The 15683-nt window shown below is 67.9% G+C and carries 17 protein-coding genes; 9 read left to right on the top strand and 8 right to left on the bottom strand.

Annotation, left to right across the window (positions count from 1 at the left end; genetic code table 11):
- The 4 genes from RJ05_RS20690 to RJ05_RS20675 all read right to left on the bottom strand — a co-directional run.
- The coding region (locus RJ05_RS20690; protein WP_051016775.1) for a methylated-DNA--[protein]-cysteine S-methyltransferase at positions 1–530 on the bottom strand (530 nt) is incomplete at its 3' end.
- On the bottom strand, positions 527–2029 hold the full coding sequence (locus RJ05_RS20685) for an Ada metal-binding domain-containing protein (RefSeq protein ID WP_036539585.1): 1503 nt from the start codon (positions 2027–2029) through the stop codon (positions 527–529). The genes RJ05_RS20690 and RJ05_RS20685, both read right to left, overlap by 4 nt.
- A gap of 120 nt (positions 2030–2149) precedes the next feature.
- Positions 2150–2320, bottom strand: a complete 171-nt coding sequence (locus RJ05_RS20680; protein WP_081597445.1) for a YbdD/YjiX family protein — start codon at positions 2318–2320, stop codon at positions 2150–2152.
- 239 nt (positions 2321–2559) lie between these two features.
- Positions 2560–4818 (bottom strand): carbon starvation CstA family protein, encoded by a 2259-nt coding sequence (locus RJ05_RS20675; protein WP_085996250.1) that lies wholly within the window; start codon positions 4816–4818, stop codon positions 2560–2562.
- 234 nt (positions 4819–5052) lie between these two features.
- Between RJ05_RS20675 and RJ05_RS20670 the strand changes: the two genes are divergently transcribed.
- The 3 genes from RJ05_RS20670 to RJ05_RS20660 all read left to right on the top strand — a co-directional run bounded on the left by RJ05_RS20670 (position 5053) and on the right by RJ05_RS20660 (position 8481).
- On the top strand, positions 5053–6336 hold the full coding sequence (locus RJ05_RS20670; RefSeq protein ID WP_081597444.1) for an ABC transporter substrate-binding protein: 1284 nt from the start codon (positions 5053–5055) through the stop codon (positions 6334–6336).
- A 119-nt stretch (positions 6337–6455) separates the two neighbouring features.
- On the top strand, positions 6456–7334 hold the full coding sequence (locus RJ05_RS20665) for a carbohydrate ABC transporter permease (protein ID WP_036539581.1): 879 nt from the start codon (positions 6456–6458) through the stop codon (positions 7332–7334).
- 304 nt (positions 7335–7638) lie between these two features.
- Positions 7639–8481 carry a carbohydrate ABC transporter permease gene (locus RJ05_RS20660; RefSeq protein WP_036539559.1) on the top strand — a complete coding sequence of 281 codons (843 nt, stop codon included), beginning with the start codon at positions 7639–7641 and terminating at the stop codon, positions 8479–8481.
- A gap of 231 nt (positions 8482–8712) precedes the next feature.
- Here the strand turns inward: RJ05_RS20660 and RJ05_RS20655 are convergent, their stop codons facing one another.
- The 4 genes from RJ05_RS20655 to RJ05_RS20645 all read right to left on the bottom strand — a co-directional run bounded on the left by RJ05_RS20655 (position 8713) and on the right by RJ05_RS20645 (position 10748).
- The gene (locus RJ05_RS20655) at positions 8713–9324 is read right to left on the bottom strand and encodes a malonic semialdehyde reductase (protein WP_036539557.1); all 612 of its coding nucleotides are present in this window, start codon (positions 9322–9324) and stop codon (positions 8713–8715) included.
- 167 nt (positions 9325–9491) lie between these two features.
- On the bottom strand, positions 9492–9902 hold the full coding sequence (locus RJ05_RS20650) for a VOC family protein (RefSeq protein WP_036539555.1): 411 nt from the start codon (positions 9900–9902) through the stop codon (positions 9492–9494).
- Between the two features lie 10 nt (positions 9903–9912).
- A complete protein-coding gene (locus RJ05_RS32445; RefSeq protein WP_249040530.1) occupies positions 9913–10245 on the bottom strand; it encodes a helix-turn-helix domain-containing protein in 333 nt (110 codons plus the stop codon).
- Positions 10164–10748 (bottom strand): DUF6597 domain-containing transcriptional factor, encoded by a 585-nt coding sequence (locus RJ05_RS20645; RefSeq protein ID WP_249040529.1) that lies wholly within the window; start codon positions 10746–10748, stop codon positions 10164–10166. Before RJ05_RS20645 ends, RJ05_RS32445 begins: the two co-directional genes overlap by 82 nt.
- A 184-nt stretch (positions 10749–10932) precedes the next feature.
- Here RJ05_RS20645 and RJ05_RS20640 point away from each other — a divergent pair, with 184 nt between their 5' ends.
- The 6 genes from RJ05_RS20640 (at position 10933) to RJ05_RS20615 (ending at position 15640) form a co-directional block, all read left to right on the top strand.
- Positions 10933–11856 (top strand): quinone oxidoreductase family protein, encoded by a 924-nt coding sequence (locus tag RJ05_RS20640; protein WP_036539553.1) that lies wholly within the window; start codon positions 10933–10935, stop codon positions 11854–11856.
- A 38-nt stretch (positions 11857–11894) separates the two neighbouring features.
- Complete coding sequence (gene ychF, locus RJ05_RS20635) at positions 11895–12974, top strand: redox-regulated ATPase YchF (RefSeq protein ID WP_036539550.1); 1080 nt, start codon at positions 11895–11897, stop codon at positions 12972–12974.
- 236 nt (positions 12975–13210) lie between these two features.
- Positions 13211–14167: an alpha/beta fold hydrolase gene (locus RJ05_RS20630; protein ID WP_036539547.1), complete on the top strand. Its 957-nt coding sequence runs from the start codon at positions 13211–13213 to the stop codon at positions 14165–14167.
- Positions 14168–14252: 85 nt separating this feature from the next.
- On the top strand, positions 14253–14396 hold the full coding sequence (locus tag RJ05_RS20625) for a ribbon-helix-helix domain-containing protein (protein ID WP_036539545.1): 144 nt from the start codon (positions 14253–14255) through the stop codon (positions 14394–14396).
- Between the two features lie 28 nt (positions 14397–14424).
- Positions 14425–14796, top strand: a complete 372-nt coding sequence (locus RJ05_RS20620) for a VOC family protein (RefSeq protein WP_036539543.1) — start codon at positions 14425–14427, stop codon at positions 14794–14796.
- Complete coding sequence (locus RJ05_RS20615; RefSeq protein ID WP_373365074.1) at positions 14783–15640, top strand: class I SAM-dependent methyltransferase; 858 nt, start codon at positions 14783–14785, stop codon at positions 15638–15640. Before RJ05_RS20620 ends, RJ05_RS20615 begins: the two co-directional genes overlap by 14 nt.
- The last annotated feature ends 43 nt before the right edge of the window (positions 15641–15683 follow it).

Below are 15683 nucleotides of genomic sequence, written 5' to 3'. Positions count from 1 at the left end.
TGATCGAGCAGCCACCGCTTGGCCGGCAGCCCCCAGCGGAACCCGCCGAGCGTTCCGTCGGTGCGCAGGATGCGGTGGCAGGGGACGAACAGCGCGGCGGCGTTGCGGGCGCAGGCGTTGGCGGCGGCGCGAGTGGCGGCCGGGCGGCCGGAGCGGGCGGCGAAGGCGGTGTAGGTGAGCGGGGTGCCTGCGGGGACGGTGCGCAGGATCTGCCAGGCGTGCATGAGGAATTCGCCGGATTGCTGGCGGACGTCGATGGTGTCGATGACGGTGAGATCGCCGCGGTGGTAGGCGAGGACGGCGTCGGTGACGGCACCGAGTTCGGCGCGCTGCCGCAACGTGCTGGGCCGCAGACCGGAGTGGATCACCCCGCGCAGGTTCTCCGCATCGGCGGTCCAACCGGAGGCGAGCACGGCGCCGTCACTGTCGACCAGTGCGGTGAACGGGCCGATCGGCGTCTCGACGGTGGCGAAATCCGCAGTGCGGACGGTGGTTTCGACCGGCCCGGGGGTGAGGACGGCTGCGGTCATGATTCGGTACTCGCTTTCGTTCGGCCGGCGCGGGCCGCCGGTACGGTGCGGGCGGCCAGGGCGCTGTGCCACAACTGCATGGCCAGGTAGGAGCGCCACGGCGCGAACCGCGTGGTGTCGGTGAGGTCGATGGCGTGCAGGGCGGCGCCTTGCCGCACCACCAGGTCGGTGTCGAGCAGGATGTCGGGGTCGGCGAGCAGGCGCATGGTCACGTAGTCGGCCGTCCACGGGCCGACCCCTTCCAACGCCAGCAGTTCGCGCCGCAGATCGGCGGCGGTGCGGCCCTGGTGCAGCACCAGTTCGCCGGAGGCCAGCGCGGCCGCCGCGTTGACGATCGAGCGGATCCGCCGGGCCGGGCCGGTCAATACCTCGGTGCCGCGTTCGGCGATCACCGCGGGGTCGGGGAACAGCCGCGGTGTCGGCCCGTCGATGGGATCGCCGAGCGCGGAGACCAGGCGGGCGGTGTGCGTGGCCGCCGCCTGCACCGAGATCTGCTGACCGATCATGGTGCGCAGCAACAACTCCGCACCGTCCAGACAGCCGGGGACCCGGATGCCGGGGACGAATCGTGGCCGCCCCTCCGGGCGTTGCGCGTGCTCGGCCACCCCGAGTGCTTCATCGATCCCGATCGGATCGGCGTCCAGGTCGAGTAGATGCCGCAGGCGAGCCACGGTCGGCGCGAGGTCGCGCATATCGTGCAGGGCGAGTTCGGCGCGCACATGATCGCGCTGAAATCCCAGCCGGATCGAGGCGTGTCCGTGCGGGGTGCGCAGATTGCGCAGGTAGCTGCGGTCCTCCCAGAGTTCGAGGCCCGGTACGGCGTGCGCGGACAGGAACCATTCCAGCCAGCTGCGGTCCAGCGGTTCCCGGTAGGGCAACCGCAGGGTGAGCGTGCCGTTGGTGCTCGGCACCGCCCGCCCGTTGGCTCGCTGCGCTTCGGTGCGCATGGTGGTCGGGCTGACCGCGAACACCTCCCGCACGGTGTCGTTGAACTGCCGGATGCTGGCGAACCCGGCCGCGAACGCGATATCGGACATCGGCATGTTCGTGGTCTGGATCAGCAGCCGCGCGGTGTGCGCGCGGTGCGCCCTGGCCAGTGCGAGCGGGCCTGCCCCCAGTTCGGTGGTGAGGACGCGGGTGAGCTGGCGCTGCGAGTACCCGAGCGTCGCCGCCAGCGCGGGCACCCCGCCCCGCTCGATCACGCCGTCGCCGATCAGCCGCATGGCCCGGGCCGCGAGATCGGCGCGGGTGTTCCACAGCGGCGATCCGGGCGCCGCGTCGGGCAGGCAGCGACGGCACGCGCGATAGCCCGCCTGTTGTGCGGCGGCCGCCGTCGGCAGGAAGCTGACATTGGCGCGTTTCGGAGTGATCGCCGGACATGATGGGCGGCAATAGATTCCGGTGGTCCGCACGGCGGTGAAGAACTGCCCGTCGAAGCGGGAGTCCCGGGTGGAGACCGCTCGGTAACAGCGTTCGAAGTCCAGAGCCGTGATCGTCACGTCAACCACAATGACAGCTACCGGCGACCGCTGCTAGCGGAAATCGGTCATTACCCCGGTGGGCTGGTCCAGCGGTGCGCGACACGCCACGCGACTCGCCGAAGGGGCCGTCGTGCCAGCTCAGCAGCAGCGGTTGGCGGGATTGCGATCGGCCTCGGCATGCCGCTCCCGCCAGTACTCGCGTTCCGATGGAATCGGGCATCCAGGATGCTTGCGCCGCAGGTGCGCGACATAGCGCTGATAGTCCTGCCCGCCGAGCACCGAGTCGAACCACCAGAGCAGGCCGCGCACGGCTGCCCGCACCGCATGTGCCGGGCCGCGAGCAGGCCCGGCTCGACGCTGCGCTGGGCCGGCGCCGGATGGTCCGGCGCCGTCGACGGGCGAACCTGCACGACCGTCGGCCATCTCGCCGAGCGGTACCGACGGCGACTCGGCAGGGACGGTGCCCGGGCCAGCGTCCGGTGCGTCGACCCGCCCGGATGCCGCGCGGCCGAGCGGTGCCACCGCCGTCCCGGTCGCTGCCTGGGAACTCAGTGCGTTCTCGCGTGTGCCGCGCCCGGTTCCTTCACCTCGCCCTTCTCGATCAGTTCGTCCCATTCGCGCTGCACCTCCTTCTCGGCCGCGGTCGGGAAGAATCCGCTCGGAGCGAAGATGCGCGAGGGCTCCTCCGGCGATTCGGTGGTCTCGGCCGTTCCCGCCCGCCAGGCGCGGTAGCAGACGATGGCGCCGACCACCGTGACGATCAGCACCAGGACCGCGAAGACGATGGACAGCGTGCCCTGGATGAAGGTATTGCGCACCACCGCGTCCACGTCCTCGGGCGTCTTCGCGGTCAGGCACAGCTTGCCCGCCTGCTGCGCGTTCTGGCAGATCTCGTGCTGCTTCCAGTAGCCGACCTTCGGGTCGGCCGAGAAGATCTTCTGCCAGGAGGCGGTCATCGTGACGATGAGGTCCCAGACCAGCGGAATGCCGGGAATCCAGATCCATTTCGTCAGACCCTTCTTCACCAGGATGGTGAGCACCACCATCAGCGCGATCGCGGCAAGCAGCTGATTGGCGATGCCGAACAGCGGGAACAGCGCGTTGATGCCGCCGAGCGGATCGGTGACGCCCATCAGCAGAATCGAACCCCACGCCGCGACCACGATCGCCGAGCACAGCCAGGCGCCCACCCGCCAGGACGGATCCTTGAATTTGCGTGCGGGGCCGGCGAAATTGCCGAGCGCGTCGGAGAGCATGAAGCGCGCCACGCGGGTACCTGCGTCGATGGTGGTGAGGATGAACAGTGCCTCGAACATGATCGCGAAGTGGTACCAGAACGACTTCATGCTCGACCCGCCGAGGAACTGGTGGAACACCTCGGAGATGCCGACGGCCAGCGTCGGCGCGCCACCGGTACGGGAGATGATCGACTCCTCACCGACCTCGCTCGCGGCATTGCTGAACGTCTCGGGTGTGGCCGGGGGTCCGGACAGGCCGAGCGAGTTGGTGTACGCGGCCGCGGATTCGGGAGTGCCGCCGGTCGCGCCGAGCGGGGCGTTCATGCCGAAGTAGATGTGCTGGTCGATGATCGAGGCGGTGATGATCGCCATCACCGCGACGAACGACTCCATCAGCATGCCGCCGTAGCCGATCATCCGGCTGTGCGATTCCTTCTCCAGCAGTTTCGGTGTGGTGCCCGAGGACACCAGCGCATGGAAGCCGGACAGCGCACCGCAGGCGATGGTGATGAACAGGAACGGGAACAGGCTGCCCGCGAAGGCCGGTCCGGCGCCGGTGTGCGCGAACTCCGAGACCGCCGGTGCCTTCAGCGTCGGCAGGGTGATCAGGATGCCGAGCGCGAGCAGGCCGATGGTGCCGATCTTCATGAACGTCGACAGGTAGTCGCGCGGCGCCAGCAGCAACCACACCGGCAGCACCGAGGCGAAGAAGCCGTAGCCGATCAGCATCCAGGAGATGGTCACCGGATGGAAGGTGAACCAGCCGGCCCAGGTGTCGTTCTCCGACACCCAGCCGCCGGCGATGATCGCCAGGATGAGCAGCGCGAACCCGATCAGCGACACCTCGCCGACCGCACCCGGCCGCAGGAACCGCAGGTACACGCCCATGAACAGGGCGATCGGGATGGTCATGCTGATGGAGAACACACCCCACGGGCTGTGCGCGAGAGCGTTGACCACCACCAGCGCCAGCACCGCCAGCAGGATCATCATGATGACGAGAATCCCGACGATGGCCGCCCAGCCGCCGAACCAGCCCAGCTCGTCGCGGGCCATCTGCCCGAGGCTGCGTCCACGTCGTTTGGTCGACACCCACAGCACCAGGTAGTCCTGCACCGCGCCGGCGAACACCACGCCGACGATGATCCAGATGGTGCCGGGCAGATACCCCATCTGCGCCGCGAGCACCGGGCCGACCAGCGGACCGGCACCGGCGATGGCGGCGAAGTGGTGACCGAACAGCACCCGCCGGTCCATCGGCAGGTAGTCCTTGCCGTTTTCCAGGATCTCGGCGGGCGTGGCGACGTTGTCGCGCGGCTTGACGACCTTGTATTCGATCAGCCGCGCGTAGAAGCGGTAGGCGATGATGTAGGTGCTGACCGCCGCGATCACGATCCACACCGCGTTCACCGACTCGCCGCGGGCGATGGCCAGAATCGTCCAGGCAGCGGCGCCGAGTATGGCGATCCCCGCGAATATCGCCTTCTTCGCCGGAGTCATCGGGGACCGGTCGATCACGCCGACGGGCGGCAGATCGGGGTCGGTCCGCAGATATTCGATGGTCGCCATCTGCCTACTCTCCTGTGAAACGCGCAGGATGATGCTGAAACACGTGCCAAGGTAGCCGATCGATATGACCCGGCGCGGCGGTTCGGTCGCGTCGTGATCGCGGTCGATCGGATCGTTGTCGTGTGTCGGCGGTCACCCTCTTCAGTTGCCGCCAGTATGCTGCCATGCGGTCCGATCTGCTCCACATCCGCCCTGAGGAGGCCGGAGCTGGAATCCGCCCTGTCGAGTGGCACCGTGCGGCGACGAACGCTGCTCGGCTCCGCGCTGGCCGCCCCGTTGCTGGCCGGTGGGTGCGGTGCCGACGACGACGCGCTGACCTTCTTCTTCGGTGCCCGCCCGGAGGAGGCGCGGGTGCGGCGCCGGATCATCGACGAGTTCCGCAAGACCCATCCCGAGATCCGCATCGGCACGGTGGTCTCCGGGCCCGACGCCCTCCAGCAGATGCTCACCTACTGCGCCGGCGGCAAATGTCCCGACATCATGATGGCGTGGGAGCTGCTGTACGCCGGGCTGGCCGAGCGCGGGGTGCTGCTGGACCTGAACACCTTGCTCGATCGCGATCCGCAGTACGCGGGCACCTTGCGGCGTGACAGTTTTCCCGCGCTGTACGACACGTTCCGCTACGGCGGTGGCCAGTACGCGCTGCCCGAGCAATGGTCGGGGGTGTTCCTCTATTACAACCGGGAACTGTTCGCCGAGGCAGGCGTCCGGGCACCGAGGAACTGGGACGAGGCATGGAGCTTCGAGGAGTTCCTCGACGCGGCCCGCGCGGTGACCACACGGGAAGGCAAGGGCCGCTGGGGTTTCGCCGACGCCTGGGTGCCGTACTTCTCGGCCGCGTGCTTCGGGATGAACAACGGGGTCGACTGGTTCACGCCGTCGGTCGCGCCCACGCGCACCAACCTCGGTGATCCGCGATTCGCCGAGGGCTTCCAGTTCTATGCCGATCTCGCGGTGCGGCACAAGGTGGCGCCGCGCGTCGCCGATCAGCAATCGGTCTCGGCTCCCGACCTGTTCCGGCGCGGGCGGGCGGGCATGGTGATGGGTGGGCACTGGTTGTATTCGGAATTCGCCGGGCACGACGATCTCGATATCGACCTGACCGTCTTGCCGGTGGGGCCGCAGGGTGGACCGGGTGCCATCACCGATGTCGGCTGTACCGGACTGGCGATCGCCGCCGACAGTCCACGCATCGAACAGGCCTGGGAGTTCGTGAAATTCGCGACCGGGCCGGTGGGGCAGGCGATCATCGCCGAATCCGGGCTGTTCGTGCCGGTGCTGAAATCGGTGCTGGGTTCCGGCGAATTCGCTGCGGCGCATCGGGATATCACGAACTTGGACGTGCTCATCGACGGCCCGCGCCACTCCCGGGCGCTGCCGGTCACGCCCGCGTGGGGCAAGGTGCAGGCGTTGCTCGAGCGCGGCGCCAACCGGGTACTGCGGGGTGCCGCGCCGGCGGCCGCGCTGCATCCGGACCTCACCCGGACCGTTGATGCGCTGTTGCAGGACACGCGGTGACGGGGAGCGGCGGTGCGGGTGGTCGCCGGGCGCAGTCGCGATCACCGCACGCTCGCAGTGCCGAGGCGCGGGCGAGCGGCACGGAGGGTTCCGGTCCGGGACAGCGCGCCGCCGGGCAACTGGTGCGTCGGCGGGCCCGGGCGGGTCGGTGGTTCGTTGCGGCGAATGTGGCGGGCGTCGGTGTGTTCTTGGTCGGGCCGCTGGTCGTGTCGTTGTATTTGAGCTTCTTCTCCTGGGATCTGTTCAGTGCACCCAGGTTCGTCGGGCTATCGAACTACCGGAGGCTGTTCACGGCGGATCCGCTGTTCCTGATCGCCGTGCGCAATACGGCGGTCTTCACGCTGCTGACCCTGCTGCCGACGGTCGCCATCGGCCTGGTGATTGCCGCGCTGCTGAATCGCACGATGGCCGGCATCGGGTTCTTCCGCACGGCCGCGTTCCTGCCGCTGGTCGCCTCTACGGTGGCGATGGCGGTGGTGTGGCGGTTCATCTTCACCACCGACGACGGCCTGCTCAATCTGCTGCTCGGCTGGTTCGGCGTCGGTCCGCTGCCGTGGCTGATCGATCCGGATCTGGCGCTGGTCTCGCTGAGCATCGTCACGGTGTGGAAGAGCGTGCCGTTCGCCACCGTGATCCTGCTCGCCGCCATGCAGGGCGTCCCCGAGCAGCTGTACGAGGCCGCGCGGATCGACGGGGCCGGTGCGGTGCGACGGTTCTGGTCGATCACGATTCCGCTGATCCGTGGCCCGCTGTCGTTCGTCTTCGTCATCACCGTCATCAACTCGGTGCAGGCCTTCGACCAGGCGTATGCGTTGACCGGCGGCAACGGCGGCCCGGAGACGGGGACCTACCTGCTCGGAATCATGCTGTTCCAGCACGCTTTCGCGTTCTACGAGGTGGGGTACGCGTCGGCGCTGGCATGGGTGATGTTCGCGGGGTTGTTCGTGCTGACGGTTCTGCAACTCAGGTACTCGCGACGTGGGGAGGTCGAGGGATGAGGGCGAACGCGCGGGCGGGTGATCTGGATGGGGCAGGCGCCTCGAGTCCGGGTGTCGTGGCCGTGGGAGGTCATGGCGCGGGCTCCAATACACCAGGCACGGACGTGGGCGGTGTCGGGTGACGTCACGGATTGGGACCTCGGGGCGGTCGAAAGATGGGCGGTAGGGACGCGGGTGGTGGTGTGAGAGGTAAGAGGGTGGGCCAGGCGGCGGGCACGCGGGAGGCGCGGCCGTGCGGGCTGTGACTGCGGTGCGTTCCGATGTCGAGGTGGGCGCTGTGCGGTCTCGGCGTGACCACAGTGGGGTGCGGGTCGACCGTGCCATCGTTCGCAGGTTGCTATCAGGAGCGGGGGTGTACGCGGCACTCGTGGTCGTCGCGTGGGCTGCGTTGACGCCGATTCTGTGGGCACTGTCGGGGTCGCTGAAAAGCGAGGGCGCCGTCACCGATCCCGCACCGATCCCCGCCGATCCGCAGTGGTCCAACTACACCGAGGTATTCGATCTGCTCCCGCTCGGCCGGATGCTGCTCAACACCACCGTCTACGCGACGTGCGTGACGGCCGGGCAGGTGTTCTTCTGCTCACTGGCCGGTTACGCCTTCGCGCGCTTGCCCTTTCGTGGCCGCGACGCCCTGTTTCTCGCCTACCTGGCGACGCTCATGGTGCCGCTCACCGTCACGCTGATCCCGCAGTTTTTGCTCATGCGCGCCTTCGGCTGGGTGGACACCCCGTGGGCGATGATCGTGCCCGGTGTCTTCGGCAGCGCCTTCGGCACTTATCTGATGCGACAGTTCTTCCTGACCCTGCCCGCCGAACTCGAGGAAGCCGCCATCCTCGACGGCTGCACCACCTGGCAGATCTACTGGCGCGTCCTGCTGCCGCAGGTCCGGCCCGCGCTCATGGTGCTCGCGGTGCTCACCTGGATCACCGTCTGGAACGATTTCCTCTGGCCGCTGGTGATGATTCAGCGCGACGAGATCGCCACCGCCACACTGGGTTTGGTTCGCCTGCAAGGCCAGTATCACACCAAGTGGCCGATTCTGATGGCCACATCGATGCTGATCCTGCTGCCGCTGCTGTTGCTGTACGCAGTCGCCCAACGCGCCTTCATCCGCGGGATCGCCTTGTCGGGGCTGGGGGGACGTTGAGTTCGCGCGATCCTCACGCGGCGACCCCGGCGTCGGCCGGCTGCGATAGCCAGATCGTCCTGAATATGTCGCCGGCACGCGCCCGGGCCCACTGGGTCCGCCGTTCGCATCGCCTCGCCGGCGGCCATGCACGGTTACCGATCGGGCGCGGTGGCGCGGCTCCTCTCATGACAGACCGGTAGGCCCGCTCGACTGGTCGAGCGGGCCTACCCGTTCATATCGCGGCGCGGATCAGAGCGTCGTGATGACGTCCTTCGCCTCGAAGCGGGGGCTGCGCGGGAACCACGCGTCCGGGCCGGGCTTGCCGATATTGATGGCGACCAGGGCGTGGTGGCCGCCCTCGGGGAAGAACTCCTTCTCCACGGCGGCGTGGTCGAAGCCGTTCATCGGGCCGGCGGCCAGGCCGGCGGCGCGGACACCCACGATGAAGTAGGCGATCTGCAGGGCGGCGTTGAGCTTGGCCGAGTGCTCGCGGTAATCGTCGTCGGCGAAGAAGTCCTTGGCGCCTTCCATATGCGGGAACAGTGTGGGCAGGTGCTCGTGGAAGTTGTTGTCGGCGAACAGCACCACCGTCAGCGGGGCCTTGGTGGTCTTGTCCTTGTTGCCGTCGGCCATGTGCTGCACCAGCCGTGCGCGGGCCTCGGGCGAGCGCAGCACCACCGCGCGCAGCGGCTGCTGGTTCATCGAGGTGGGACCCCACTTGATCAGGTCGTAGATGGCCTGGATCTGTTCGTCGGCGACCGGCTCGTCGGTGAAGGTGTTGGCGGTGCGCGCCTCGCGGAAGAGCAGGTCCTGGGCGGCGGCGTCGAGCTCGAGCAGGTCGGTCGGCTGGGTGGTGGTCATCGAGTCTCCTGTGCGTTCGGAAGATCCTTGCGGAAGCGGAAAGGATCGCTCGCTTCGATGACCGAGGTTAGCCAGTCAAGCGGACTGTGGTCCACTTAATCTGGACGGGTGTGGGAACTCGCACACCGGGAATAAAGCGACCCGCGCGGCGGCGGGTCGCCCCGGGATCATTCGCCTGCGTAGGTGCCGAAACTCCAGAGGTTGCCCTCCGGGTCGGCCGCGCTGAATCCGCGCGAACCGTAGTCCTCATCGCGCATTTCGCGCACGATGCGCGCGCCCGCTTTCTCGGCGCGTGCGTAGAGCGCGTCCGGGTCGTCGCACACGAGATACAGCGAGGCCGCGCCCGCCGGCCGCTGCCCGAACTCGCTGTCGTTGCGGCCGGTGGAGCCGAACATGATGCCGCCGCCCGCGGGCCAGCGCATTTCGGCGTGCTCGACGACCGAGGGATCGTCCTCGCGGGCGTACAGCGCCGTCAGCTCGAAACCGAAAGCGTCGGTCAGGAACGTCGCCATCGCACGGGCATCGCGGAAGGCGAGGCAGGGCCAGACATGGGTGGTGGTGGAAGTTGGCGTAGTCATGGCTTCAGCCTCACTCGCCGAGCGGCTCCGGGTCTTGGACGGATGGAATCTCCTCGGCCAGCCAGGTCGTCGGGCTGCATCCGGCCAGCTCCGCGAAATCCCGGTTCAGGTGCGCCTGATCGTAATAACCGCAGGTCGCCGCGATCTGGGCGATGCTGACGAACGACGGGGTGCGCACCAGCATCGACTTGGCCCGATCGAACCGGGCGATGCGCGCGGCCAGTTTCGGGCTGAGTCCGAACTCGGCGCCGAACCGTCGCGTCAGGTGCTGTCTGCTCCAGCCGATCCGCTCGCCAGCGGGCCCACCGGAACCGTCCCGCCGGAACCGACCACCGCCCGCCACGCCCAGCTCAATTCCGGCGCCACTACCCGATTGGGGTGGGCGAGTTTCGTGAGCACTCGATCGCAGGCTTCGAACCGGCGCGGCCACTGCGCATGCAGATGCAACTCCTCGGCCAACTGCTGCGCCACCGGGCCCGTCACATCCGACAATTCCACCGAGAGGTTCCAGAGTTCGCCCGCGGGCATACCGAACAGCACCCGGCTGCCCAGCGGCGTCAGCTCGATCGCCACGCCTTCCTGGGTACCGTTGTGCGCGATCGCCGCCGGCCCCGGCTGCAACCCGCTCAGCACACACCGGTAGTCGGCCGGCGCCTGCTTCGCATCGGTCTGGGTGACGACGTCGATGGTCGGCCCGATCGCCACGATGAACGTCATATGCCGCGACGGCAGCCCACGATGCAGACCGGGCGGATACCCCGTCATCCGATAGCCGATATAGCGGTCGATGAACGCGGCCAGCCCCGGCGCAGGCCGCGCCATCACCACCTCCGAGATCGGAGCCATGGCACCGACGCTACGCCGCGCGACACGCCACGCAAGAGCTTTCGGACACGCCGACAGTCGCGTGACGTGCCTCTCTACCAGCGTGCATCGGGCGTGAGATGGCGCACTCAGGGGTAGTTGGGTATGTGAGGTGGAGCCGGTGTGTGGTTACCGTTACCGCTCCTGAACCAAGCCTGGAGGTGTGATGCGGCGGGTGCAATACCAGCACAGCGGGGGTCCCGAGGTGCTCGAGATCGTCTCGGTCGATGTGCCGACGCCCGGTCCGGGCGAACTGCTCGTCCGCGTCGAAGCCGTCGGCGTGACGCTGCCGGTGGTGCGGAAGGTACGTGAGCAGCGGGAGCCGATCCCGCTGGGCGGCGAGATCGCCGGTGAAGTGGTCGCCGTCGGCGAAGGGGTGGACAACTACGCGCCCGGATATCGCGTCACCGGCCTCGTCTTCGGGCACGGGTACGCCGATTACGCGCTGCTGTCGGTGGCGATGGCCTCGCCGATTCCCGACGGTGCGTCGGCGGTCGACGCCGTGGCGCTGGTGCGCAGTGGCCTGGTGGCGCTGGGTGCCCTCGATGCGGCGAACCCGGTCGAGGGTGAATCGGCGCTGGTCACCGCGGCCGCGTCCGGTGTCGGGCATCTGGCCGTGCAGCTGGCTCGGATCCGGGGTGCGGCCCGCGTCGTCGGCGCGGTTTCCGACCCGGCCAAGGCCGATTTCGTGCGCGAACTCGGTGCCGACGAGGTCGTCGCCTATGAGGACTCCTCATGGGGCACGCCCGTCGACTACGCCCTCGACGCCGTCGGCGGTGAGCTGCTCGCCCCCGCCCTCGCCGCGGTGCGCACCGGTGGTCGCATGGTGGCCTACAGCTCCGGTGGCGGCACTGTGGAAGCCTTCGACCTGCTTTCCGGCGCAAAATCGGTGACCGGTTTCCAGCTCGCCCGCATCGCCCGCGAGCAGCCCGATGTCTACGAACACTGGCGTCAGGAACTGTGGCAGTACTTCGCCTCCGGCCTGCTGCATCCGGCGGTGCACGAGGAGTTCGCGTTGGAAGACGCGGCCGCCGCGCACACCGTCATCGAGAAGCGCGCCAACCTCGGCAAGGTCGTGCTGATCCCCTGAACGGTCGGAGGGTGGGACCCGCGTAGACTCTCCTATCCGTGAGTCTCACCCTCGGAATCGTCGGCCTGCCCAACGTCGGAAAGTCGACGCTGTTCAACGCGCTGACCCGCAACGACGTGCTGGCCGCGAACTACCCGTTCGCGACCATCGAGCCGAACGTCGGGGTGGTCCCACTGCCCGACCCGCGCCTGGACAAGCTCGCCGAGATCTTCGGCTCCGAGCGCATCGTCCCCGCCACCGTCTCCTTCGTCGACATCGCCGGCATCGTGAAGGGCGCCTCCGAGGGCGCGGGCCTGGGCAACAAATTCCTCGCCAACATCCGCGAGGCCGACGCCATCTGCCAGGTCGTGCGCGTCTTCGCCGATGACGACGTGGTGCACGTCGACGGCCGCGTCGACCCCTCGGCCGATATCGAGGTCATCGAAACCGAGCTCATCCTCGCCGACCTGCAAACGCTGGAGAAGGCCGTCGTCCGCCTGGACAAGGAAGCCAAGGTCAAAAAGGACCGCAAGCCCGTCGCCGACGCCGCCAAGGCCGCCCAGGAAATCCTCAACAGCGGCACCACCCTGTTCGCCGCCGCCGACAAGGTCGACACCGAACTCCTCAAAGAACTCTCCCTGCTCACCACCAAGCCCTTCCTCTACGTCTTCAACGCCGACGAATCCGTCCTCACCGACGACGCCAAGATCGCCGAACTGAAGGCCTCCGTAGCCCCCGCCGACGCGGTCTTCCTCGACGCCAAGGTGGAAGCCGAACTCCTCGAACTCGACGCCGAATCCGCCGCCGAACTCCTCGAATCCATCGGCCAGCACGAACCGGGCCTGCACTCGCTGGCCCGCGCCGGCTTCCACACCCTCGGGCTACAGACCTATCTCACGGCCGGCCCGAAGGAAGCCCGCGCGTGGACCATCCACCAGGGCGATACCGCCCCCAAGGCCGCCGGCGTCATCCACACCGACTTCGAGCGCGGCTTCATCAAGGCCGAAGTCGTTGCCTACGACGATCTCGTCGACGCCGGGTCCATGGCGGCGGCCAAGGCCGCGGGCAAGGTGCGGATGGAAGGTAAGGACTACGTCATGGCGGACGGTGACGTCGTCGAGTTCCGCTTCAACGTGTGATCCGGCCCGAAGAACAGCCCGGCCCTAGCGTCGGGCGTCGACGCTCGGGCCGTCGAGGGCTACGACGATCTTCGCGGCTATCTCCTTCTGTGGCGAGCTGCCCAGGGGGCCGTTACTCACCTAGGTGGGATTCCGCTCACCCTCCGGGGGAGCGGGTTCAGCACTCGGGGCTCTGAAAACGGCGGCGGGATCGGCGCAGAGTAGACCACGTCACCGCACGTGGACCGGAGGCTCCGATGTCGATCACCAGCATGAATGCCCGCTCGGGAGAGCGTCGTGCCGTTGTCTCGACCGACGATGGGGTTGCGCTTGTGGTGCGTGAGTACGGGCGGCGGGAGGCGGAGCTGACGGTCGTTCTCGTTCACGGGCATTGCCTGCGCACTGAGTCGTGGACCGATGTTCGCGATGCGCTTCTGCGGGACAATCCCGGGGCCCGGGTCGTCTGCTACGACCATCGCGGGCATGGTGACTCGGCGGCGGCATCGAGCCGGACCTACAACCTCGAGCAGCTCGGCCGCGATCTGCGCACAGTGCTCGATGCGGTCGCCCCCACCGGGCCTGTCGTCCTGGTCGGGCATTCGATGGGTGGCATGACGGTGTTGACCTACGTCGGGCAGAACCCGCACGAGATCGGCACCCGCGTCGTGGGCGTCGGTCTCATCGCGACCGCCGCCAGCGGGCTGGCCGACGCGGGCTTCGGCCGGCTGCTCCGGCACCCGATCATCGCCGCTTTCCAAGCGGCCGTCCGCCGAGCGCCGCGTCTGATGCAGCGGGCCAAGCGGGTGGCCTGCAAGGTCTTCGCCCCCGTCATCCGCACCGCCGAGTTCGGCAACCGCAAGGTCAGCCCGCGCGTGCTGGCCCTGGCCTATGCGATGCACAACGAGACGCCGATCGTCACGATGGCAAGCTTCCTGAGCTCCTTCATGACCTACGACCGGACCGATGTGCTGCCTGCGCTGTCGGAGATCCCCACCATGATCCTGTGTGGCTCCGCTGACCTGATGACTCCGCCGTCGCACTCGGTCGCCATGGCCGCGGCCATCGACTACGCGGATTTCGTGATGGTCGACGGGGCAGGGCATTCGGTGATCCTGGAGCAGCCGGAGGACGTTGCCTACGCGATCGCCCGGCTGGTGCGCCGTGCGGGCGATGACCAGGGCGCAGAACTCGGCCGGTTCGAGCTCGCCGCCTGAACGATCGGGGCGAAGGCCCTAGGCGATGACCGATCAAGACTTTGGGACCAGCTTCACAGCTTGTTAGTGTGCTAGCATTCTAACTGTGGGTGACGAGGTCAAGCAGTTCAACGTGTACCTGCCGGTCGAGCTGATCAAGCGGGTCAAACACCATGCCATCGAAACCGAGCTGTCGTTGTCGGCCCTGGTCGCCGAAGCCTTGCGCGAATATCTCGACGCTCACGAGTAATGCTCAGCTGTTCTGGAAGGAGACCGACATGGCAACCGACGGAATCGAGGCCGTCTTCCTGACCACCCATAACTGGGGAAAAGCGGCGAAGTTCTTCCAATCACTCGGTTTCGCAATGGAATTCGAGACCGACCATGCGTCCGGCCAATTGCGCGGCCCGGACGGCCCCTATGTCTTCATCGCCGAGGTACCCGCTGACCAACCGACGCAGACTCGGCTGGTGCTGAAGGTTTCCGATGCGGAAGCGTTCCGTGCCGACCCGATCGTCGAGGTGGTCAGCCCGTTCGAGGAAACCCACTTCGGAACGAAGGAAATGACCGTACGGGATCCGGACGGCCGCCTGTGGAGTTTGCAAGCGCCGGGTGCTCAGCGGGACGGGGTCGCCGATCATGACGCCTGACCTGGTGGCTCCGGAACATACCGCCGAACGAGTCGCGCTGTGGCGAGCGCTGTACGCGCAGGTCGATCCGCCGCCGCATGTGCTCGAAGATCTGGTGGGGCTGGAACTGCTCGCCCCCGGGGATGATTGGCGCAGCCGCCCCGACATGGATCAGCAGTCGACGGGTGGTTTCCGGGCGGCCGTCGTGGCCCGCGCGCGATTCATCGAGGATCTGGTGATCGAGCAGGCCGCTCTCGGTGTCACGCAATACGTCATCCTGGGGGCTGGCCTGGATACCTTCGCCCAGCGCAGGCCGGATACCGCAGGGAGACTGAACGTCTTCGAAGTCGACCAACCGGGCCCACAAGCGTGGAAGCGTAGCCGCCTGATCGAGCTGGGCTTCGGCCTTCCGGACTGGCTGCATCTCGTACCGGTGGATTTCGAGTCGGGCCAGAGCTGGTGGGATAGGTTGTCCGCCGCCGGTTTCGATCCGAACCGACCCGCGGTTGTCGCTTCCACCGGCGTATCCCACTATCTGTCCGAGGACGCGACCCGGACGACGCTGCGTCAGGTCGCCGGTCTCGCCGACGGCTCGACACTGGCCATGACCTTCCTGCTGCCCGTCGAGCTGGTGGATGCCGACGACCGTGCCGGTCTGCGGACAAGCGCCGATGGCGCGAATGCGGCGGGGACACCGTTCGTCAGCTTCTATACCCCGGCGCAGATGGAAGCGCTCGCGCGCGACGCGGGTTTCAGGACCACGCGCCACGTCGCGGGCGCGACTCTGGCCGAGCGCTACTTCGGCAACCGAACCGATACACCCCGGCCGTCGAGCGGGGAGGATTTCCTGCTGGCGACCGTCTGAACACCTCGGCGTGCGTGGGCACGCCTCGGAGCGAGACCGAATC

It is taken from the genome of Nocardia cyriacigeorgica NBRC 100375, assembly GCF_000308555.1.
Taxonomy (GTDB): Bacteria; Actinomycetota; Actinomycetes; order Mycobacteriales; family Mycobacteriaceae; genus Nocardia; species Nocardia cyriacigeorgica.
Note: the sequence above shows the minus strand (reverse complement) of the source record. Positions and strands in the feature narration are given on the sequence as shown.